Annotated in this window: 17 protein-coding genes; 11 read left to right on the top strand and 6 right to left on the bottom strand. The window is 57.8% G+C overall.

The window, feature by feature from the left end; translation table 11 throughout:
* Positions 1–49 precede the first annotated feature (49 nt).
* From LVD08_RS14230 to pgaD, 6 genes are all read left to right on the top strand, one after another.
* Positions 50–685 (top strand): NADH:ubiquinone oxidoreductase subunit N, encoded by a 636-nt coding sequence (locus LVD08_RS14230; RefSeq protein ID WP_247268452.1) that lies wholly within the window; start codon positions 50–52, stop codon positions 683–685.
* Positions 686–977: 292 nt separating this feature from the next.
* Positions 978–2,483 carry a YdgA family protein gene (locus LVD08_RS14225; RefSeq protein ID WP_247268451.1) on the top strand — a complete coding sequence of 502 codons (1,506 nt, stop codon included), beginning with the start codon at positions 978–980 and terminating at the stop codon, positions 2,481–2,483.
* Between the two features lie 247 nt (positions 2,484–2,730).
* Complete coding sequence (gene pgaA / locus LVD08_RS14220) at positions 2,731–5,214, top strand: poly-beta-1,6 N-acetyl-D-glucosamine export porin PgaA (RefSeq protein WP_247268450.1); 2,484 nt, start codon at positions 2,731–2,733, stop codon at positions 5,212–5,214.
* A 12-nt stretch (positions 5,215–5,226) separates the two neighbouring features.
* Positions 5,227–7,224, top strand: a complete 1,998-nt coding sequence (pgaB, locus tag LVD08_RS14215; protein WP_247268449.1) for a poly-beta-1,6-N-acetyl-D-glucosamine N-deacetylase PgaB — start codon at positions 5,227–5,229, stop codon at positions 7,222–7,224.
* Position 7,225: 1 nt separating this feature from the next.
* Positions 7,226–8,581 (top strand): poly-beta-1,6-N-acetyl-D-glucosamine synthase, encoded by a 1,356-nt coding sequence (gene pgaC, locus LVD08_RS14210; RefSeq protein ID WP_247268448.1) that lies wholly within the window; start codon positions 7,226–7,228, stop codon positions 8,579–8,581.
* Entirely contained in the window at positions 8,578–9,111 is a 534-nt protein-coding gene (pgaD, locus tag LVD08_RS14205; RefSeq protein WP_247268447.1) for a poly-beta-1,6-N-acetyl-D-glucosamine biosynthesis protein PgaD, read from the top strand. Before pgaC ends, pgaD begins: the two co-directional genes overlap by 4 nt.
* A 20-nt stretch (positions 9,112–9,131) precedes the next feature.
* Here pgaD and LVD08_RS14200 read toward each other — a convergent pair whose 3' ends face one another.
* Positions 9,132–10,655 carry an FAD-dependent oxidoreductase gene (locus LVD08_RS14200; RefSeq protein WP_247268446.1) on the bottom strand — a complete coding sequence of 508 codons (1,524 nt, stop codon included), beginning with the start codon at positions 10,653–10,655 and terminating at the stop codon, positions 9,132–9,134.
* A 139-nt stretch (positions 10,656–10,794) separates the two neighbouring features.
* Here LVD08_RS14200 and LVD08_RS14195 point away from each other — a divergent pair, with 139 nt between their 5' ends.
* From LVD08_RS14195 to LVD08_RS14175, 5 genes are all read left to right on the top strand, one after another.
* The gene (locus LVD08_RS14195; protein WP_115988485.1) at positions 10,795–11,355 is read left to right on the top strand and encodes a YbhB/YbcL family Raf kinase inhibitor-like protein; all 561 of its coding nucleotides are present in this window, start codon (positions 10,795–10,797) and stop codon (positions 11,353–11,355) included.
* Between the two features lie 88 nt (positions 11,356–11,443).
* Entirely contained in the window at positions 11,444–13,129 is a 1,686-nt protein-coding gene (locus LVD08_RS14190) for a vWA domain-containing protein (protein ID WP_247268445.1), read from the top strand.
* Positions 13,130–13,158: 29 nt separating this feature from the next.
* Positions 13,159–13,740: an RNA polymerase sigma factor gene (locus LVD08_RS14185; RefSeq protein WP_223849608.1), complete on the top strand. Its 582-nt coding sequence runs from the start codon at positions 13,159–13,161 to the stop codon at positions 13,738–13,740.
* The gene (locus LVD08_RS14180) at positions 13,737–14,336 is read left to right on the top strand and encodes a hypothetical protein (RefSeq protein ID WP_247268444.1); all 600 of its coding nucleotides are present in this window, start codon (positions 13,737–13,739) and stop codon (positions 14,334–14,336) included. The genes LVD08_RS14185 and LVD08_RS14180 overlap by 4 nt, the downstream gene beginning before the upstream one ends.
* 56 nt (positions 14,337–14,392) lie before the next feature.
* Positions 14,393–14,623 (top strand): hypothetical protein, encoded by a 231-nt coding sequence (locus LVD08_RS14175; RefSeq protein WP_177416184.1) that lies wholly within the window; start codon positions 14,393–14,395, stop codon positions 14,621–14,623.
* 38 nt (positions 14,624–14,661) lie between these two features.
* Here LVD08_RS14175 and LVD08_RS14170 read toward each other — a convergent pair whose 3' ends face one another.
* Genes LVD08_RS14170 through LVD08_RS14150 form a run of 5 tightly spaced genes read right to left on the bottom strand, consistent with a single transcriptional unit; the run spans position 14,662 to position 22,482 of the window.
* On the bottom strand, positions 14,662–15,456 hold the full coding sequence (locus LVD08_RS14170) for a M48 family metallopeptidase (protein ID WP_247268443.1): 795 nt from the start codon (positions 15,454–15,456) through the stop codon (positions 14,662–14,664).
* The gene (locus tag LVD08_RS14165; RefSeq protein WP_247268442.1) at positions 15,453–18,728 is read right to left on the bottom strand and encodes a type I restriction endonuclease subunit R; all 3,276 of its coding nucleotides are present in this window, start codon (positions 18,726–18,728) and stop codon (positions 15,453–15,455) included. The genes LVD08_RS14170 and LVD08_RS14165 overlap by 4 nt, the downstream gene beginning before the upstream one ends.
* Before the next feature lie 28 nt (positions 18,729–18,756).
* Complete coding sequence (locus LVD08_RS14160) at positions 18,757–19,770, bottom strand: virulence RhuM family protein (protein ID WP_247268441.1); 1,014 nt, start codon at positions 19,768–19,770, stop codon at positions 18,757–18,759.
* Positions 19,770–20,969 carry a restriction endonuclease subunit S gene (locus LVD08_RS14155; RefSeq protein WP_247268440.1) on the bottom strand — a complete coding sequence of 400 codons (1,200 nt, stop codon included), beginning with the start codon at positions 20,967–20,969 and terminating at the stop codon, positions 19,770–19,772. The genes LVD08_RS14160 and LVD08_RS14155 overlap by 1 nt, the downstream gene beginning before the upstream one ends.
* The gene (locus LVD08_RS14150) at positions 20,959–22,482 is read right to left on the bottom strand and encodes a type I restriction-modification system subunit M (RefSeq protein WP_247268439.1); all 1,524 of its coding nucleotides are present in this window, start codon (positions 22,480–22,482) and stop codon (positions 20,959–20,961) included. Before LVD08_RS14150 ends, LVD08_RS14155 begins: the two co-directional genes overlap by 11 nt.
* Position 22,483 lies beyond the last annotated feature (1 nt).

Here is a 22,483-nt window from a genome sequence, read left to right as displayed (position 1 = left end):
CGCACCCTTTCAGCGCACATTGCTAGCGCTGGTCTAGGGGAAACCAATAATGAAAAACCCTTACGCTCTCGGCTTCTGGTGCGCCCTGGTAGCGCTGGTGCTGCTATCGGCCACCTATTTCTACGGCATCATGCTGGCCCACCAGATCGACAAGGCCATGGTTTTCCTCGACAGCGCCGTCGCGCTGATTGCAGTGATGGCCATCGTCGTCGTGGCCTGGGCCTCGGTCCAGGTGCAGCGGGTCAAGAAACGCCAACTCGAACAAGGCAAGACCCTGGTGCTGATCTGGGACACCAAAGTCGCCCTGCGTCGGGTCGAAACCGTGTTCGACCGCTACTTCTGGGGCAGTTACTGGCAACCGGGACGTACCTTCGCCGAAGTCATGGGCGAACTCACCGGCACGCCGCTGGAAAAAAGCCTCGAAGCCTTGAAAAAACAGTGCCTGGAACTCGACAAGCAGATTGCCGATGAAGGCTGGCACTGGCTCAACAATGCCCGCGAACTGTCGGATGTCGCCACGGCCATGGCCCGTGAGCGCTATCAGCTGGATTTCTGCGACCCGCGCGCTGACGGGCCGGGCGGGGCGGTGATCGATCGGGATTTTGAAGTGCTGGTGTATACCTGGACGGCGCGGTTGAAGAGCTTTGATCATCAACTCGATGAGATCGAGGTTCAGTATTCCTGATCTTCTGGGAATTCAGTGGCCCTATCGCGAGCAGGCTCACTCCTACAGGGGAACGCATTTCAATTGTAGGAGTGAGCCTGCTCGCGATAGCGTCCTCAAAAACACTGCAACTCTCCCCGCCTGTCAGCTGTCCACACTCCCCATAGACACTCTTTAACCTTTAAACATTGGGCCGCCTCGCGCTGCCAGTGCTAATCTCCACCGCTAATTTCAGCGGAGTCGAGCCGCGACCCGGTCACGGGTTCAGGGAAGACGACCACACTTACAGCCACGGACATTGATCAGGTCATTCATGAATAAATCAGCAGGCGTGCTTCTCGGGATTGTTGTTGCCATCGGTGCGATCAGCGCCGGCGGGGCCTGGTACACCGGGACCAAGATTGAAGGCGTACTGAACAACGCCGTCAGCAACGCCAACAAAGAGCTGCAGACCGCGATGGCCGGCTCCAATGGCACCGCGTCGCTGGAGCTGGTGTCGCTGGAGCGTCACACCTTCACCAGCACCGCGCACTACCGCCTCAAGGGCGAGGGCGAGATGTTCGGCGACCAGCCGGTCGAGTTGCTGTTCGTCGACCACATCGAGCACGGCCCGCTGCCGTTCTCGCGCCTGGTGTCGCTGAAGTGGCTGCCGGTCATGGCCACCAGCAATTACGAGCTGGAAAAGAGCCCGGCCACCGAAAAATGGTTTGCCGCCACCAAGGGCGCCGCGCCGCTTAAAGGTGTGACCAACATCGGCTACGACGAATCCGCCACCAGCAGCTTGGAGTTGCTGCCGCTGGAAACCGCGCTGGACGAGCAGTCGAGCCTGAAATTCTCCGGCCTGACCATGAACATCTCCGCCAGTGCCCAGGCGCAGAAGGTCAAGGCTGACGGCTACATGGATAACCTGAAACTGGTCACCGTGTCGCAGGATCAGGCGCCGGTGCAGGTCGAACTCAACGGTCTGACCCTGGCCAGCAACCTTACCAAGAGCAGCTACGGCTACTACACCGGGGAAAACACCCTGGAGCTGACCAACAGCAAAACCACTTTCGGTCCCAAGCAGTCGGTACTCGGCGTGAAGAACTTCGAAATGAAGAACCTCACCGAAGAGAGCGGCAGCAATGCCTCGGGCCGCGCTGATTACAAGGTGGGTGAAGTCACCCTCAACGACAAGAAAATCGGTTCGGCCAACATGGCCATGAGCCTGAAGAACCTCGACATCCCGTCGACGATGTCGCTGATGCAGATCTACCAGACCAAGTTGCAGCCGTACGAGAAGGAAGCGGCGGCCGCTGCCGAAGCCGGCCTGCCGGCACCGGAACTGAACCTGACCGAAGCCGAGTCGGCACAGGTCAAGGCTGACCTGCAGAAACTGCTGGCCGCCAGTCCACAGATCGCGCTGGAAAACCTGTCGCTGAAAACCGCCAACGGTGAAAGCCGCGCCAGCCTGGTGATTGATCTGACCAAGCCACAGTCGATGGATCTGCCGCCGGATCAACTGGGTAAACAGTTGGTCGCGCTGCTGGACCTGAACATTCAGGTGTCCAAGCCGATGCTGATCGATCTGCTTAGCGTGCAAGCGCAGCTCGACGGTCAGACTGATGCCAAAGCCATCGTCGACCAGGCCAGCGCCGGTGCCGACATGTTCTCCGGCATGGCCGTCGGTTCGCAGTTGGCGACCGTCGATGGCACCAACGTCGTGACCAAGCTGCATTACGCCGCCAATCAGGTGGAGTTCAACGGCCAGAAGATGACCGTCGAGCAGTTCGTCGGCTTCCTGATGAGCAAGTTCGCTGGCGTCACGCAAGTGCAGTAATCCTGCGTTCTAAATAACAACGCCCGGCCTCTGATCCACAGACGCCGGGCGTTTTGCTGTCTGGTGTGCGGGTTTTCGTCTGAGCCGGCACCGCGATTCTGAACAATTATTGCGTTCTGGATATTCGACTACGCTTGCATGCAAGACTGCCTGACTAAGCTTGGCTGGGTCTCTTTTGACTCGGTCTCCGTTACGAATGGGCAAGGGGGGCATTGCGACCCGGCTGGCCATGTAAGGATGCTGACGAATGCCGCGTATTGATGTTCCTGTTTTACATCGTGGTTTACGCCCGTTGTTTCGCGTTGCGCTGTGCAGCCAGTTGCTCTGGCCGGCACTGGCGTTTGCCGATACGCCCTATGATCAGATGGTGCGTGATGCCCGTGCCGGGCAGACCACGCCTGCGCTGAACGTGCTGCGCCAGGTGCCACCGGGGCAATCGACCACCGGCCAGATCAGCGATCACCTGCAAATCGCCAGTTGGGCCGGCCTCGATGCCGAGGTGGTGCAGGTCTATGAGACCCAGGGCCGTGACCGGGTGCTGCCGGTGCAGGCACTGACCGCCACCGCACGCGCCTATCGCAACCTCAAGCGTTGGGAGCAGGCGACCCAGGTTTACAACAAGGCGCTGGCGCTGGAGCCGGACAACGCTGACCTGCAACTGGGGCTGGCGCTGACTCAGGCTGACTCGGGTAAACCCGACGAAGCCGTGACCCGCGCCAAGGCTCTGGTTGCCGCCAAACCCGACGATCCCTCACGCCGTCTCGCACTGGGCTATGCCCTGACCCGCGCCGGCAAGCAGTACGACGCGCTGTTCGAATACGATCAGGCGTTCATGCGTGCCGGCAGCAAGCCGGAAGTCGCCCGTGAATACGTGGTCGCCCTGCAAAAGGCGCGGCTGCCGGAACCGGCGCTGCGCCTGGCCAACCAACGTCCGGGGCTGATCGACCCGGTCACCTTGCGCCGCCTCGAAGGTGATCTGGCTGCCGAACGCGTGCGTCTGGCCGAACTCGCCACCCGCAGCGAAAAAGAACGCTATGTGATCGCCGACCGCGCCTTGGCCGATTACGACAAGCTGCTCGCCACCTGGACTCCGGACGCCAGCGCCCACGATGACGTGATTCGCTGGCGCATCGACCGCATGGGCGCACTGAAGGCCCGGGCGCGCACCGCCGACGTGATCAATGAATATCAGAAGCTGCAAGGCGAAGGCGTGAAGATTCCGACCTACGCCTTGCGCTGGGTGGCGGCGTCGTATCTGGATCAGCGCCAGCCGGAAGTCTCCACTGACCTGTATCGCCAGGTGCTGTCGGCGCCGGACGCCGATGTCGGTGATCGTCTCGAAGACACCACTGCGTTGTACTACTCGCTGCTGGAAAGTGACCGCGCCGATGAAGCGCGCAAAGTCGCCGAGGATCTGGCCAAGACCCAGAAGCCGCGCGTCGAACTCAAGGGCCTGCCGATCGGCAACCCCAACGATGAATGGATGGACGCGCAGCAACTGGCGGCGCAGGCCGGCACCTACGGCTCTGACCTGCCGCATGGCGAGGAACGCCTGCAGACACTGGTCGATCAGGCCCCGGGCAACCTCGGATTGCGTCTGGCCCAGGCCGATCTGTATCTGGCCCGACAGTGGCCACGCCGCGCCGAAAACCAGCTCAAGGAAACCGAGAGCATGGCCCCCCGCGACATGGGCCTGGAACTGGCTCAGGCGCGCACCGCGATGAGCCTGCAGGAATGGCGTCAGATGGATGCGCTGACCGATGACGTGGTCGAGCGTTTCCCGGATAACCGTCAGGTGCAACGCGCGGCCCGCGAGCGTGAAGTGCACGACATGTCCGAACTGCGTGTCGAAGCCTACGGCGGCAAAGCCAATGGGGGCGGCGGCAGCGGTGGTGCGGGCGCGGTCAGTGGCAGCCGCGATTTCGGCATCCAGAGCACCCTGTACAGCCCGCCGATCGATGAGGACTGGCGGGTGTTCGTCGGCGCCGGTTATGCCACCGGCGACTTCGCCGAAGGCACCGGCACCGACCGCTTTCAGCGTGTTGGCCTGGAACGTCGTACCCGCGACATGAGCCTGGAAGCCGAGGTCTCCAACCACAATTACGGTTATGGCGCCAAACAGGGCGCGCGGATCGCGATTGCCCGCGACATCAACGACCACTGGCAGTACGGCGGCAGCTTCGCCTACCTGTCGGCCGAGACGCCGTTGCGTGCGCTCAACAGCGACATCAAGGCCAACGGCGGCAACGCGTTCATCCGCTGGCGCGCCAACGAGAGCCGCGAGTGGCGCCTGTCGGTCAGCCCGTCGCACTTCAGTGATGGCAACAACCGCGTCGAGGCCTTGCTCACCGGGCGCGAGGGCGTCTACAGCGCGCCGAACGTCCAGGTCGATGCCGGTCTGGAAGTCGGCACCAGCCACAACTCGAAATCCGATGACGTGCCGTACTTCAACCCGAAGTCGGACTTCAGCGTGATGCCGACGGTCAACGTCAACCATGTGCTTTACCACCGCTACGAAACATCCTGGAGCCAGCAATTCCAGGCGGGTGCGGGCACCTACAGCCAGCGTGACCACGGCACCGGCGGCATGGCGATGCTCGGCTACGGCCAGCGTTATGCCTGGAACGACGTGTTCGAGGTGGGCGGCTTGTTCAGTGTGATCAACCGGCCCTACGACGGTGATCGGGAGACCGATCTGCGTCTGCTCGTCGACCTCACTTTCCGCTTCTAGAAGAGTTTGAAGATGCCTTTGATGACGCGTTTCATCCTTCTGCTGGGAGTGCTGCTGATCAGCGCCTGCGCCCAGCAAGCCCCGGCCTTCGCGCCGCCGTCGCAACGTCCGGTGGCGGCCAGTGAAAAACCCTGGCCGAAAAACCACGTGCTGGGCATCGCCTATCACGACGTCGAAGATCGCGACCCCGATCAGGCCGTGGTGGCGGTGCGCACCGAGCGCATGATCGAACAGTTGGCCTGGCTGCGCGAGAACGGCTACCAACCGGTCACCGTCGACCAGATCATGGCGGCGCGCAAGGGCGGCCCGGAACTGCCGGCCAAAGCGATCCTGCTCAGCTTCGACGACGGTTACTCAAGCTTTTATACCCGCGTGTTGCCGGTGCTGCGTGCCTACAACTGGCACGCCTTGCTGGCGCCGGTCGGCACCTGGATCGACACCCCGCTCAATCAACCAGTGGATTTTGCCGGTGCACCCCGCGCACGCTCCGACTTCCTGACCTGGGATCAGGTGCGGGAAATCTCGCGGTCGGGTCTGGTGGAAATCGCCGCGCACACCGACGCCAACCACAAAGGCGTTCTTGCCAACCCGCAGGGCAACCTGCAGCCGGCGGCGGCGACGCGTCGCTACGATCCGCTCACCAAACGCTACGAATCCGAAGAGGAGTTCCGTGCCCGGATACGCAATGACGTCGTGGCCATCTCGGAAAAAATCCGCAAGGTCACCGGCAAAAAACCGCGCATCTGGGTCTGGCCGTACGGCACGGCGGACGGCACTTCGCTGACCGTGGTCGGCGAGCAGGGCTACGAAATGGCCCTGACCCTGGACGACGGTCTCGACGCTCTCGACAACCTGATGAGCAGCCCGCGTTTCCTGGTGGCCTCCGATCCTGACGGCGAGCATTTCGCCAACAGCATTGTTGGTGTGCAGTCGGATTTCGCCATGCGTGTGGTGCACGTCGATCTCGACAACGTTTATGACCCGGATCCGGCGCAGCAGGAAATCAACCTTGGCAAGCTGATCCAGCGCATGGCCGACATGGGCGCCAACACCGTGTTCCTGCAGGCCTTCGCCGATCCGAAGGGCGACGGACTGGTGCACTCGCTGTACTTTCCCAACCGTCACCTGCCGGTGCGCGCCGACATCTTTGACCGCGTTGCCTGGCAACTGCGGACTCGGGCGCACGTGAAAGTGTTCGCGTGGATGCCGGTGCTGAGTTTCGGCCTCGATTCGAAGCTGCCGCGTGTTACGCGCTGGGATCCGAAGACCGGCAGCACCTCGGTCGATCCGGGCCAGTATCAACGCCTGTCGCCATTCGATCCGCAAGTACGGCGGATCATCGGTGAAATCTACGAAGACGTGGCGCGCCTGACCTCGGTCGACGGCATTCTCTATCACGACGACGCGGTGCTCTCGGACTTCGAAGACGCCAGCCCCGAGGCCCTGAAGGCTTATGCCGCGCATGGCTTGCCGGGGTCAATTGCTGCGCTTCGCGATGATCCGGCAGCCATGCAGCGCTGGACGCGGTTCAAGAGCCAATACCTGATCGACTTCACCAATGAGCTGACCGCCAAGGTCCGCGCGATTCGTGGCCCGCAGGTGCTGACCGCACGCAACATCTTCGCCGAGCCGGTGCTCAATCCTGAGAGCGAAGCCTGGTTTGCGCAGAACCTCGACGACTTCCTCGTGACCTACGACTGGACGGCGCCGATGGCCATGCCACTGATGGAAAAACAGACCCAGGCGCAATCCGGCCCGTGGCTTGAAGAACTGGTGGCGAAGATCAAACAGCGCCCTGGTGCACTGGATCGCACAGTCTTCGAACTGCAGGCCCGCGACTGGACGAAAAAGGATCAGGCCGACATCGACGGCGCCCAACTGGCCGACTGGATGGGCCGGCTCAAGCGTCAGGGTGCGACCAGTTTCGGTTACTACCCGGACAACTTCCTCGACAACCTGCCGGACCTGAAAACCGTAAGGCCTGCGCTCTCCAACAAATGGAACCCATGACATGCTGGATAGACTGTTAGCCCTGCTTGTTCTGGCGCTCGTCCTCGGCGTGCCGCTGGGGTTGATCTTCCTGGTCACCGGGCAATTCCTGATGGACTTCGTGTTCTTCTACCCGTTGTTCATGTCCGGGCTGTGGATTGCCGGCGGCCTGTATTTCTGGCTGCACTGGGAACGCCACTGGCCATGGAAGGACGACACTTTGCCGCCGCCACTGGAAGGCGAGCCGCTGATCTCGATCCTGATCCCTTGCCACAACGAAGGCGAAAACGCTGCCGACACCATTCACGCGGCGCTGGCCCAGCACTACCCGAACATCGAAGTCATCGCGATCAACGACGGCTCCAAGGACAACACCGCCGAAGTGCTCGACCGGCTCGCCCAGGAAGACCCACGCCTGCGGGTGCTGCATCTGGCAGAAAACCAGGGCAAGGCTGTGGCCCTGCGCATGGGTGCGATTGCTGCGCGCAGCGAATATCTGGTGTGCATCGACGGCGACGCGCTGCTGGCGCCGAACACGGCGGCCTATCTGGTGGCGCCGATGCTCGACAACGCGCGGCTTGGCGCAGTGACCGGCAACCCACGGATTCGCACACGTTCGACCCTGGTCGGGCGGGTGCAGGTCGGTGAGTTCTCGTCGATCATCGGTCTGATCAAGCGTACGCAACGGGTGTTCGGGCGGATCTTCACCGTGTCCGGGGTGATCGTCGCGTTCCGCCGTACCGCGTTGAACCGGGTCGGCTACTGGAGCCCGGACATGATCACCGAAGACATCGACATCAGCTGGAAGCTGCAACTCGATCACTGGAGCATTTTCTACGAGCCGCGCGCGCTGTGCTGGATCCTCATGCCGGAAACCTTGCGCGGTCTGTGGAAGCAGCGCCTGCGCTGGGCCCAGGGCGGTGCCGAGGTGCTGTTCAAGAACATTCGCGGGATCTGGCAGTACCGTCATCGTTACTTGTGGCCACTGCTGTTCGAGTACTGCCTGTCGACCGGTTGGGCCTTCACCTTTCTGCTGTCGGTGATCTTTTGGGGCGTCGGCAAGTTCGTGGTCATGCCGGAATCGATTGCCGTGCATCACCTGATGCCCCCGGCGTTCACCGGCCTGTTGCTGGCGTTCGTCTGCCTGGTGCAATTCGCGGTCAGCATCATTATCGACCGGCGCTACGAGCCGGGTCTGGGCCGAACCATGTTCTGGGTGGTCTGGTATCCGATCGCGTTCTGGCTGGTCAGCCTGCTCACCACCTTGGTCAGTTTCCCCAAAGTGCTGTTTGGTCAACACCAGAAGCGTGCGCGTTGGGTCAGCCCTGACCGGGGTATCAAACCGGTCGGCGACGACGAAGAGGAGGTCATCAAATGAAAATCATCCGGACCCGGCAGCGGCCCTTCCTGGTGGTGGTCGATGTGGTCCTCACCGTGCTGGCCTGGGTCGGCCTGCTGTTTCTGCTGATTCGCGGACTGTGGCCGTTGATCGAGACCCACGCCGGTGGGCCACGCATCGACAATTCGGCATTCGAGGCTCTGGGTACGTTGCAGATCTACCTGTGGGTGGCGCTGGTCAACGCAGTGATCCTGATTGGTTGGGCGCGTTATCAACAGCGCAAAAGCAGAAGTTTCGCCCAGCGTCGTTTGCCGGCACCGGTGGTCGATGATGAAGGGCTGAGCAAGAGCTTCCGCCTGTGCGATGACCGCCTGGAGAAGCTGCGCACACCCGGGGTGATGACCATCCACAACGACCAGGAAGGTGATATCAGCCATGTGGTGCTGAACTTCCGGCCGCTGCAAACGGAGGAATTGCCGCCACCGCTGGCGCCGCTGGAACATCCCCGGGTGATCTTCCTGCACGCCGAGGATGACGCAAACCGTGATCCGATAAATCGGCCCACCTGAGTTTCCACATCGTCGAGCGTTCAGCTGCGAATCAGCCGCCAAGCCTCCTCCATGGTGAGCGGCTGCTTTATCCGTTCGGCCAGCATCGCCATGGCTCGCTCTTCCTCGCAAGCCACAGCGGCAACCACCACGCCGTTGTGGCCAAACAGGCCGATGAAGGGCGGATGCTCGGGTTCGCCCTTGAACTCGATTTCATCCCACTGGCTGGCGTGGCCCAGGTAGTCGTAGTTCCTGCCGAAGTGCCAGGTCCAGAAAAACGGCACATCCAGATAATGTTCATCGGCACCCAACATGTTGGCGGCAGCGATGCGTGCGTGCTGCTGGGCCAGGCGCCAATGCTCAATGCGCTGCGGCTGGCCGCTCAGGGTGAACGTGGCGATATCGCCAATCGCCCATAGACCTTCGCAGACCCGCAGACCGGCATCGACGCGCAGGGACCGGTCTTTCTCCCTTGGCAGCGAAGCGAACGCTTCTGTGGCCGGATGAACGCCAACCCCCGCCAGCACCAGATCCGCCGAAATGCGCAAACCGTTGTCCAGCAACACCGCCTCGACCTTGCCGTCACCGGTGATTTCCCGGGCTTCGTGATCGGTGATGAATTTCACCCCGTGTTGTTCATGCAGCGCACGGATCGCCTTGCCCACCGCTTCGCCAAATTGCGCGGCAAACGGAATCGCATGGCGGGCGATGACCGTGACGTCGAGGCCGAACTGACGCAGGGCCGAGGCGCATTCGAGGGCGATAAAGCTGTCGCCGATGATCAGCGCCCGCTGTTCGGGGTTGGCGGTGCGCATGATCTGTTCGGCCTGGGCTTTCGAGCGCAGGACGAACACCTGCGGCAGGTCGGCGCCGGGTAGTTGCAGCGGATTCGGCTCGGCGCCGGTGGCGAGCACTGCGGCGTCGTAGCGCAGGGATTGGCCGTCGTGCAAATGCAGGGTTTTCGCTGAGGCGTCGATGGCAGTGATTGTGCCTTGCTGGCGTTCGATGCGCTGCTCTTGATAAAAATCTTCATCGCGCAGCGGCGGGGTTTCCTGCGCCGACATCTCGCCGGCGAGGACAAATTTGCTCAGCACCGTGCGGTCGTAACCGGCATCCGCTTCGCGGTCGAGCATGATGATCCGACCACCGAAACCTTTCTCCCGCAATGCGGCCGCGCACGCCGTCCCGGCTGCACCTGCGCCGACAATCACGAATGTACGCGGGTCATCTTCTGGCGGTGTGTGCGCATCGTTTAACGGCTGGTCATCGACCCAGACTTCCTCGCCGCGTAGTTCCAGCGGATAACGCTTGAGGCTGTCGAGGGCCGGCGGTTCGCACAGCGCGCCGTCTTCGACGCGAAACGCGGCTTTGTGCCACGGGCAGATCAAGCGTCCGTTGCACAACGCGCCGTCAGCCAATGGCGCGCCAGCGTGTGGGCATTCGCCCTGAAATGCACGCAGTTGGCCATTGGCGTGGAGCAGGACAATCTTGCGCTCGCCGATTTCGACTTGCAGGCCACGGTCTTCGGGGACATCGGCGACACGGGCGACACGGTGCAGGCTCATGTTCGTGCTCCTGACAGGCATTTCTCTTACGAGTTTGCGCCGCCGTGCGAGGTTCAGCCAATTGCCACTGCCAAGGTACGAACGGTACAGCTATAGTTTGCAGGCCGACGAAGGCCCAACTGCACAAGGTACTCCCGGAATGACCCGATTGACCTCTCTCAACCCTTGGCTGGCGGCCGTCGCCGTCGCCCTTTGCGTGCAGTTTCCGGCGCAGGCGGCCGAGCGCTTTACCCTCGACATCCCCGGTGTCTCGGACAACCGTCTGTTCACCTCGGCCGCCGCGAGCGATGCGACCGGTTGCGGTGGCAAGAACCAGTCCCCGGCACTGGCCTGGAACGCCGGGCCTGCCGGCACCCTGAGCTACGCGATCGTCATGCACGACCCGGACGGTCAGAAAGGTGCTGGCGTCGATCACTGGATTCACTACGGCATCAAGGCCACCACCCGGCAGATCCCGGCCGGCGTCGGCGCCAAATCCAGTCTTGAAGGCGTGGGCGGTACCAACAGTAAAGGCACCACCCATTACATCGGGCCGTGCCCACCGGTTGGCGACAGCGCCCACCACTACATCATTCAGATTTACGCCCTGGATCTGGCCCCGGACGCCTTGCCCGCCGGCCTGACCCGCGCCGAACTGATGGACAAAATCAAAGGCCACGTACTGCGAAACAGCAGCGTGGTACGGCGTTATCACCGCTGAAAAAATTTTCAGCGGCGTTTAACCCGATCTGAAAGGGCTGCCCGTCTCAGTGGATGAATGGATCACTTTCATCCCGAGGTCAGCCCCCATGTCCCGCTCCCTGCCTTTTCTGCGACCCGTTGCCGTCGGTGTGTTGTTGACCGTCGCCGGTTGCGGCGTGTCTTCCAATCCCGAATCGGCTGCCGTTCCGGCGCCAGCCCAGCCACAGGCATCGATTGAGCATGAAGCGCTCGCTGCCGACAGTGTGCTGCCCAAACGCAGCGCACGTGCGATGTCGATTGCCAGTTTCGCGGCGATGCCGGCCCCGGAAAGTTATCCACAAGGCTATCGCGACGAGCAGCGCGAGCAATATCAGGCCCTGGCCGATAATCCGATCCATAGCGTGGTCGAATCTCCGGTTTCGACCTTCAGCGCCGACGTCGATACCGGCGCCTACGCCAACGTCCGGCGTCTGCTCAATCAGGGACGCCTGCCTCCGGAAGGTGCGGTGCGGCTGGAAGAGATGGTCAATTACTTTCCCTACAACTATGCGCTGCCCAGCGATGGCTCGCCCTTCGGCGTAACCACCGAACTGGCCGTCACCCCGTGGAATCCGCACACCCGCCTTCTGCGCATCGGCATCAAGGCCTCCGACCGGGCTGTGGCGGAACTGGCTCCGGCGAATCTGGTGTTTCTGGTGGATGTGTCCGGCTCGATGGATCGCCGCGAAGGGTTGCCACTGGTCAAAAGCACATTGAAACTGCTGGTCGATCAGTTGCGCGAGGAGGATCGGGTGTCGCTGGTGGTGTATGCCGGCGAATCCCGCGTGGTGCTGCAGCCGACTTCCGGACGCGACAAGGCGAAAATTCGCACAGCCATCGAGCAATTGACCGCAAGCGGTTCAACCGCTGGCGCGTCGGGCATCGAACTGGCCTATCAAATGGCGCAGCAGGCGTTCATTCCCAAAGGCATCAACCGCATCCTGTTGGCCACCGACGGTGACTTCAACGTCGGCGTCAGCGACTTCGACAGCCTCAAGCAAATGGCTGTGGATAAACGCAAAACCGGGATATCCCTGACCACCCTGGGTTTCGGTGTGGATAACTACAATGAACACGTGATGGAGCAACTGGCCGACGCCGGCGACGGCAACTACGCCTACATCGACAACCTGCGCGAGGCGCGCAAAGTGCTGGTGGATCAACTCGGTTCGACCCTGGCGGTGGTGGCAAAAAACGTCAAATTGCAGGTGGAATTCAACCCGGCGCAGGTCAGTGAATATCGCCTGCTTGGCTACGAAAACCGCACCTTGAAGCGTGAGGATTTCAGCAATGACAAAGTCGATGCCGGTGAAGTCGGCGCAGGACACACGGTGACCGCGCTGTATGAAATTGTTCCGACAGGTGAGAAGGGCTGGCTGGAACCGCTGCGCTACGGTAAATCGGAGAAGGTGGTTGCTGCGAAGGATGGAGAATTGGCGATGCTGCGTGTGCGTTATCAACAGCCCGAAGGTGGGAAAAGTCTGCTGATCGAGCGGCCGATTGCCAATCAGCTCGCACCGGCCAGTGAGGACCTGCGTTTCGCGGCGGCGGTGGCGGCGTTTTCCCAGCAGCTCAAGGACGCCCGCTACACCGGCGACTTCAGGCTCAAGGACACCGAAACCCTGGCCCGTGGCGCTAGGGGCGAGGACCGCTTCGGCTTGCGCAACGAGTTCGTGCAACTGGTGGAACTGGCGCAAAGCCTGCGCGCCTCAACCGCATCGAATGCGATGCCCACTGAGCGACGGATTGAATAGTGAGCCGCTTGCAAGGCTTCATCAGTCAGCTGTTTGCTACGCCAGACAGCGCGGCCGCCAGCAGCGATGAAACGCTGCTGGCGCGTTATCGCGAGGGCGACGGCGCGGCGTTCGAGATTCTGTACGCGCGCCATCGTCAGGGTTTGTATCGGTTTCTGCTTGGATTGAGCGGCAAACCTGAACTGGCTGACGAAGTGTTTCAGGACACCTGGCTGAGCCTGATCCGCAGCACCAGTCAGCCACAGGGCCGGGCGACGTTTCGTACATGGCTGTTCCAGATTGCGCGCAATCGGCTGATCGATCACTGGCGCAAACACGGCGCACATCAGCCGCTGCACGACAGCTACGACGAACAGCTGCATGCGATTGGCGACGAGACCAATGATCCCGAACAATTACTGAACCTCAGCCGCGACAGCCAGCGCCTGAAAAGCGCTCTGCAAACCTTGCCTGCCGACCAGCGTGAAGTGTTCCTGCTGCGTGCCCACGGCGACCTCGACCTGGCACAAATCGCCAGCCTCACCGAAACACCGCTGGAAACCGTCAAGAGCCGCTTGCGCTACGCCCAGCAAAAACTGCGTCGGCTGCTGGCCGAGGAGGTACTGACATGACTGACGCCCGCCAGACACCCGAAGAATCTGTGATCAAACATGTACGCGAACAGCACAATGTTGAACCGCCGGCGCACCTTGATGCGTTCATCCTCAATGCTGCTCACCGCGAAACACCCGTGCCCAAGCCAGGCCTGTGGCAACGCTGGCTGCGGGCCTGTCAGAAACCGCGTTGGCAGGTCGCATTCGCCAGCGTGGTCGGTGTGGCACTGATGCTGTCGCTGGTGCAACGTGCGCCTGAGCCAAAACCGCAATTCGACTTCGCACCGGCGGCCAAACCGGCTGCGCCATTGGCGCGCAAGCAAGCCCCCGAAGCGCAATCACTGACCGCTCCGCCCGCTGCGGCCATGCCCGCGCCGGCACCGATGATGGAAATGGCCGCGCCGATGCAAAGCGACTCGATCAGCGCCGATGAAGCCAGCCTCGGCAAACGCGCCGCCGCCCCGGCCAACGGCCTCGACACGCAACTGCGCGAAGTCCTGCGCCTGCGCGACTCCGGTCAGTCGCAAGCCGCTGACGCGCTATACAACAACCTGCACAAACGCTACCCCGGCGCGGACCTCGACCGGCGCCTCGAAAAAATCCGCCAGAACTGACCGTCTGTTCGCCCAGCCATTTGGCATTGCCCGGCAAAAACGCGCACTATCGGGCCATGGCTGAAGCGCTGGAGAACAAAGTGGCAGCAAAAATCGACCGCATCGCCCAACTCCTCAACTGCCCGCAGAAGGGCGAGGAGATGCGGCGCGCGATTACCGAGGCGCGCAAGGAGTTTCTGCTGAACCAGTCGGAAGAAGACGTCGTGGAAGAGGACGAGGTTTTTGAGGAGGCTGGAGAAGAAGAGGAAGACGACGATTACGACGAGTTTGACTGGACGACGGAGTGACCGCCGCACCTGCGGCTTTCAACTCTGATTGGGTTCACCTAATTTTCCTCAACTCGCGCCAAGTCGCTGAGAACGAGGGCGGCCATGCCATCCAGCCGGGCTTTGACTTTTTCCCAATGCGGCATGACCTGTCTCATCAGTCGATAAAACCGCTCGCTGTGATTGTGTTCTGCGATATGGCAGAGCTCGTGCAGAATTACGTAGTCAATGCATTCACGCGGCGTTTTAACCAGGTGAGGATTCAAGGTGATCCGACCATTGGGTGAGCAACTGCCCCACTGAGTCTGCATCGTCTGAATACGTAAAGGCGGCTCGTCCACGACCCATAGGGTTTGCTCAAGTACAGCTTGTAGACGCCGGCTGAACACGTCACGAGCCCTAACCCTGTACCAGGCTCTGAGATGCTCACGCACAGTCTCGGCCTTCTTATGCCTGACAGAGATTTCCAGCTTTCCCCTCAGCAAGCGTACTTGCGGAACATCAGCAGGGGCCTCTATCACCTTGAGCACGTGTTGTTTGCCCAAGTAGTAATGACTTTCTCCACTGATGTACTGGCGCGGTGTCACGTGCGCCGAATTGGCTCGGAATTGCCTCAATTGTTGGTAGATCCAACGCCCGCGTTTCTTCAACGCTTGCAGCACTTCTTCATCGTTCGCGCTGGCAGGTGCCTGTACCGATACTCGACAGTCCGGGTCGACCTTGATCAGCAGACGCGGCACTTTTCGTGCTTTGAGTGCGCGCTCCACGACAATGAGTTCGTCGGCGTAGTGAAAGCTAAGGCAGTGTTTTGCAGCGCGTCCATGAGCTTCCGGCAGAAGGATGGGGACGCTCATGCAGCTCCCAGTCCTACGCGAGTGATCTGAACCACCGTTTCGACGATGACTTTCGCTTGGTCCATTCCAGCACCGATTGCCTTGCACTCCTTGAACATCAGCGGCAGCAGTTTCTTGCGAATATCCGCTTCAATGTTTTGCGGATTAATCGAGTGTTCGGCAACGGACGCTGCAACCATTTCCTCCAGGCTGAAGGCTAGCTTGACCCACATGTCCTGAGCTTGTGCATCGAGTGCTGCAAACGTATCAGGCAGAGTTTTCTTGAACACGCCGTAGTAGGCCTGCGCATGTTTGTTACCCGCAAACGCATCCGGTAGCTCATCCAGTTTGCGCGATTGCACCTGTTGTTCGAATTCATGAAACAACATGTACTGCTTGAGTGGGTGATCGAAGAGCTTTTCTGCTTCCTCGATAGCCTGTCGCAGTAGTTTGGAAAAGGCCTCTTGAGCATAGGGATCGTCTTTAAGATCCTGCTCAATCATCTTGCTCACCCGAGTCTTGATGATGTCAGTCTCGTTTCGGGTTTTTTCCTCAGGCCAGTCCTCAGGCTGTTTCTGCCCCATTCTGCCAACTTCATATGTGCCTTTGGGTTCGCGCACCTCTACACCGACCACATGTTTATCCAGCAGCTTACGCACCCGTTCGGCGTATTCGTCGTAGCTGATGGTTTCGCCCGCGTCTTGCTTGGCGAGCATTCTCAAACTGGAAAGCTGTTGGAGGGTTTCCTTGTAGTGCGTTCGATCCGCCTCGCTGAAGCTGGTGTCTTCGAAAAATGAAGCCGACTGCAACGCTACTTTCAAGCAAGAGGCGAACTCGGTCAGAGCATCGTAGAAATCCTCACGGACCTTGAGATTGATATCTACAAACTCGCCATCAAGCTCTTGCATCCTCGGCACCAGCACATGACGCAGTTGCTCGATATCAGCCTTGTTTTTAACGTTGGCGAAGATTGCCCACAGACTTTTGTAGAGAGAGGGCAGGCGTTTGTACTCGCTGCTCATCGGATCGTAAAGACCGGCGATGTCATTGATGTCATAGCCGCCCTGGGTGCGCGATGCCAAGTCCTGGTACTTCTGAATCGTGGTGTCGAGTTCAGTGAGGATGCCGCGATAGTCAATCAGCAAGCCGAACTTCTTCAGTGGGTGCAACCGGTTGACCCGAGCAATGGCTTGAATCAGGTTGTGCTCTTTAAGCGGCTTGTCGATGTACAAAACGCTGTTCTTTGGTTCATCGAATCCGGTCAGCAGTTTGTCTACAACGATCAAAAGTTTGAGCGAATCATCCTTTTCGAAGCGCTCGATCACCTGTTTCGTATAGGTCTGCTCGTTAGTGCTACCAACGTTCTTGTTCCACCATTGGGTCACTTCCGGAATGTTTGACTCGTCGACTTCCAGATTGCCCTCACGGCTGTCCGGCGGACTCATCACGAGAGCGCTTTCGAATAAACCGGCCTCGTCCAGATACTTCTTGTACTTGACTGCCTCAGCCTTGCTTTCACAGGCGAGCTGCCCTTTGAGACCGCTATCGACGTTTTTCACAAAATGGTTGGCGATGTCCAGAGCAATCAGCCGAATACGGTCCTCAGCGGAATAGATGCGCTGTTTTTTGGCAAATTTGCGCTTCAGATCTGTCTTCTGTTCTTCCGTCAGACCTTCGGTAATGCGTGCAAACCAGCTGTCTATTGCCCGGTCATTTACATCCAGATCAGGTTTACGCTCTTCATAGAGAAGTGGCGTGACCGCTTTGTCTTCCACCGCTCGCTGCATCGTGTAGGCATGAACAATGGGGCCGAACTTGTTGGTGGTTTTATCTTTTTTCAACAGTGGCGTACCGGTGAACGCCACGAATGCTGCATTCGGCAGCGCTTGTTTCATGCGGATGTTGTTCTCACCGCCCTGGCTCCGGTGACCTTCGTCGATCAACACAATAATGTCGGAGCTGGTATTGATGCATTCCGGCAGTTTGGTGGCGCTGTTGAATTTCTGGATCAGCGAAAAAATGATGCGCTCATGACCGCGACCTATCTGTTCGGCGAGGCGAGTGCCCGAGGTCGCCATGGCAGACACCCAGTCTCTTTTGCCGGAGAGCTCACCACTTGAGGCGAAGGTTTTGCTCAACTGGTTTTCCAGGTCGATGCGATCGGTCACCACCACGATTCGGCATTGTTTAAGGTCGTCGTGAAGTATCAATGCCTTGCTCAGGAACACCATGGTGAAGGATTTGCCTGACCCCGTGGTGTGCCAGATCACCCCTCCCTCACGGCCGCCGTCCTTGCGCTTGAGACGGACGCGTTCGATCAATCGCTTTATCCCGAAAACCTGCTGATAGCGCGCGACGATCTTGCCGGCCTTTTGGTCGAACAACGTGAAGTAACGCGTCATCTCCAGCAATCGCGTAGGGGATAGCAAACCAATCAACAATTGATCCTGCCCGGTCACTGCCAGCTCTCCACCCGCCAATAATCCTTCATACCAAGTAAGGTCATCGGGATTGCGATGAGAAAACAGTGCGTTTTTCTGTTCAGCGCTCAGCGGCTGATTCTTGATGGCGTGCTGTTTGGCCGTGCCGAGATCTTCATCGCGCCAGGCTGCCCAAAACTTCTGATCGGTTCCGCACGTTGCATAGCGACCGTCACTGCCATTGATCGAGAGCAGCAGTTGGCTGTAGGCAAATAGTCGTGGAATTTCATCATGGCGCTGGTTGCGCAGACTTTGTGAAATCCCGGCATCGATGGTCGGGCCTTTCTTGGCGTGACCATCAGGGCGCTTGGCTTCAATCACCACCAGCGGTATACCGTTAACAAAGCAAACGATATCCGGCCGCCGAGTATCCACTCCACCGCTGCGCAGCACGCGGAACTCTTCGGTGAAGACAAAACTGTTGTTGGACAGATCCTGCCAGTCAATCAAAGCAATGGTCGGATTCGCCCGCTTACCATCAACGAACTCTGTCACCGAAATGCCATACAGCAAGTGGTTGTAGAGCTTTTCATTGGCCGCTTGCAGTCCTTCATTCAGAGCGGGGCTGCAGACCTCACTGACGAGGTTATCAATGGATTTTGCCGACAACGGGTATTCGTTACCCGCAAACGTGAATCGACGTCTACTCAGTTGTTCGCGAAGAAGGTCACGCAGTACCACTTCATCGGTTTTGCCGGATCTGGCGGCTAGCGCCTGTTCTGGCGACAAGAAGCCCCAGCCCAGGTTGCTGAGCAGGGTCAGCGCAGGCAATTTTGCGCTGTATTCTTCCTGAAATTTCGGGCCGCTAATCATCCGGGCAATTCCTTGTGTGGCACTGAATTCATTGGGGCTTCTTGCTGCTACGCAAGCGTTTTTCCAGGTCTTCCAGTTCTTGAAGTTCCTGAGTGTCGACTTCTATGGCTTCTATTTTTCGGCGCTTCTGATCGAAGTCTTCGTATCGCTCATGCACGACTTGCTTCATGTGTTCGTGACTGACACTGCCGGCCGAGCGCAACAACGGCTGCTCGTTGAACGCCATAAAGCTGTCGATGTACTGCCGCCAGTTTTCCAGTTTCAGGTGTTGGCGCTGCTTGGCACGCAGTTCAGCGAAGTCCAGGAACATGCTGACCAAGCGATTGAGCTGATCCAGCTCCTCGCCATTCAGATAATTCTTGGCTATCACCACATCGGCCTTGCGCACGCGGTCGCCCTTGAAACTCAGCAAGTTCATGTTCGGCACGCTGGCATCGGCGCGGCGTACGATCAGTTCGGCAGCGGTATGCCCGGTTACGGCAAAGAACAGCTTGTTCTGCACCTCGGCGAACAACCGTGCGGTGTCTTGCTCATTGGCGCGATAGTCCTCGGCCAGGCAGAACAGATCACGAACCTTCTGATAGAAACGCTTCTCCGACGACCGTATGTCGCGGATGCGTTCCAGCAGTTCATCGAAGTAATCCCACCGGGGCTCCTTCAGACGGGCGTCGTCCATCACGAAGCCTTTGAGCATGTACTCGCTCAGGGTTCGCGTGGCCCATTGACGGAATTGGGAGCCTCGAGCGGATCGAACCCTGTACCCGACGGCGATGATCATAGGAAGTGAGTAATGAGCCAGTTTGCGACTTACTTGGCGCTTACCCTCTGTTTGAACTGTCAAGTTTTCCTTGACGGTTGCCTCGACCAAAAGCTCTCCCTCAGCCAGAATATTTTGCACATGCAGGCTGATGTTCTGTTTTGAGGTTTGATATAGCTCAGCTAATTCAAGTTGAGTCAGCCACGCTTGCCCCCCAATTTCATGTAGGACGAAATGTGCTCGGCCATCTTCAGTGCTATATAGGAAGAGATCACTATTGGCCATTAAATAATCTCGACATTAACACGGCGTCTGCCTGTCAGAAGTTGTTGCATCAAGGCGGACTTTTCATTTTTTAAATAAGCTAGTTGATCTTTTAAGATCGCTAATTCATTATCTGCTATAGCAAGTAAAGATGAGATTGCTCTTTGCTCTTCTATTGCAGGCATGGCCCATTTGATTTTAGAGAAGTTTGAATACTTTAAGCTCCATGTATCCGAGACCATACCCTGAGAATGACGGTAAAATATATGTATTAGCGCCGGTAACTTGAATAAGTATGCCGTATATAATGGATCTACGTCTGCCTGTGGTATGAGTACCGTGTATGCTGGGCTAACGATGCCTTCTACTCTCGAAAGGCCGGCAACACCCTGCCACATGCGCATTGTGTTGTATCCAATGTCACCTGGACAGATTTTTAGATATTTTGATTTGTCATCGTTAGACGTGTCTTTTCTACCTACATCAGCACGACTTATTATCCCTCCCTCAGAAGTGATCGATAATAGCGGAAGATGTGAGTTGCCTGATTCAATACGTTCTTTGAATACCTGTCCAAATTTTAACTCTGTCCAATCTTCGTTAAAGCCCGGGAGTCTTTTTTTTCCTGTCAACAGTGTTGACATCAAAGATTTTTTTGTCTCTAAACTGTTTTGTACTAGAGCTTCGGTGTTTTGAATTGATTCTTCCCATGTGGAAATTATCCTTGCAATTTTTTCTTGCTCGCGCAAGGGGGGCAAATAAAAACTTACCTCACTTAAGACCTGTTGGCTAAGGTTGGAAATGTTGGTCCCATTACCTCCCTCTGCAAATTGGCGCTTTACAAATGATGAGCGTACTAAAAACGAAGCGTACTGAGGAAGGATTTTGTTTGTATTTACACGACCTCTAATTGTGAATCCAGAATAAGCAATTTTTTCTTCGATTTTTGGAAAAAATAGACATCTTCCAATTAGATTTTTGTTGCCGTTTGAACGGACAAATAATAAATCGCCGCTTTTAAGTAATTCGTCATCTCGTAGCTTGCAAGAAATCTGAACATGATCAAGTTGTGAAGTGTTTCTAAGTTCAGATAAGTCTTTAAAATCACCTACGCCAACTATTTTTACGATTTCACCACGATCATCACGGGTGAAATTAAGTCCATTTTTGAAAGAGGCGACGTTTCCAAGGCGCTCCTTGAGCCATCCATTAGGCACCATAGCCAAGTTCCTTCAAATAGTCGTCCATTTCAAGCTCTAGCTTGGCCAGTTTTGATTTGAGTTTTTGTCTCTCGTTGCGTATGGAGTGCAAGTCAACTTCTTCTTCCTCTTCAAAGGTATCTACATAGCGAGGGATATTGAGGTTGTAATCATTTTCCTGGATTTCTTCTAGGCTGGCGCGGTGGCTATACTTTTCTGAATTAATGCGGTGGCGGTAGGTAAGCAAGATATTTTGGATGTTCTCTTCGCCAAGAATATTTTGATTTTTACCCGATTTGAAATCACGGCTTGCATCGATAAAAAGCACCGTTTTATCAGTCTTGGATTTGTTAAAAATCAAAATCGCGGCTGGAATTCCTGTGCCATAAAAGAGTTTTTCCGGCAGGCCAATTACGGCATCGAGAAGGTTCTCTTCAATCAGTTTTTTACGAATTTTCCCCTCACTTGATCCGCGGAAGAGAACACCGTGAGGAACAACTACCGCCATTCGGCCCGTCTTTGGCTTTAAGGTTTCTATCATGTGCGAAATAAATGCATAGTCGCCTTTTGTTTTTGGAGGAATACCGCGATTAAATCGGCCGAACTGATCATGCTCAGCAGCATCATGCCCCCACTTGTCCAGCGAGAACGGTGGATTAGCTGTAACAACATCGAATTTCAACAACTGATGATTTTGGTCGAGTAGTTTCGGATATCGCAGCGTGTCGCCCCACTCGATCTTGTGATTGTCTTCGCCGTGCAAAAACATATTCATCTTAGCAAGGGACCAAGTGGATCCGATTGCTTCTTGACCATACAGCGCATAATTTTTGCTGCCGTAGTGTTCACGTATCTTACGGCCGCATTTCATCAATAATGATGCCGAACCACAGGCAGGGTCGCAAATTGTATCGCCCGGCTGTGGGTCGAGCAGTTCCGCGATCAGCTCGGAAACTTCCGGTGGGGTGTAGAATTCTCCAGCCTTTTGTCCACCACTAGCTGCGAAGTTCTTAATAAGATATTCGTAGGCATTACCAATCACGTCCAGGCTACCAACGCGAGACGGCTTGAGGTTGAGTTCAGGCTTGGCAAACTCCTGCAGCAGGTCACGCAGAATGGTGTTCTTCTGCTTCTCTTCACCCAGACGATCGGTGTTGAAGGAGATGTCCTGGAACACGCTTTTGCCAGCGTCCTTGAGCTTGGTGCCGTTGGCTTCTTCGATAGCGTGCAGGGCCTGGTCGATTCGCTCGCCGTTCCCTGGTTCATGGCGCTTGTCGTACAGCGCGTAGTAGCTGGCGTCACGCGGCAACACGAAGCGCTCGTTCTTGAGCATCTCTTCGATCAGTTCAGGTTCATCGCCGTACTGCTTTTTGTAGGTGTCGTAATGATCCTGCCAGACATCGCTGATGTACTTCAGGAAGAGCATGGTCAGGATGAAGTCTTTGTAGGTGTCGGCGCTGATCGTGCCGCGGAAGATATCGCAAGCCGCCCATAGCGCCTTGTTGATGTCGTCCTGTTTTACTTTGCCGCTCATG

The sequence above is a fragment of the Pseudomonas sp. YL2 genome (assembly GCF_023063025.1).
Classification (GTDB): domain Bacteria; phylum Pseudomonadota; class Gammaproteobacteria; order Pseudomonadales; family Pseudomonadaceae; genus Aquipseudomonas; species Aquipseudomonas putida_A.
This window is presented reverse-complemented; position numbering and strand designations above follow the sequence as displayed.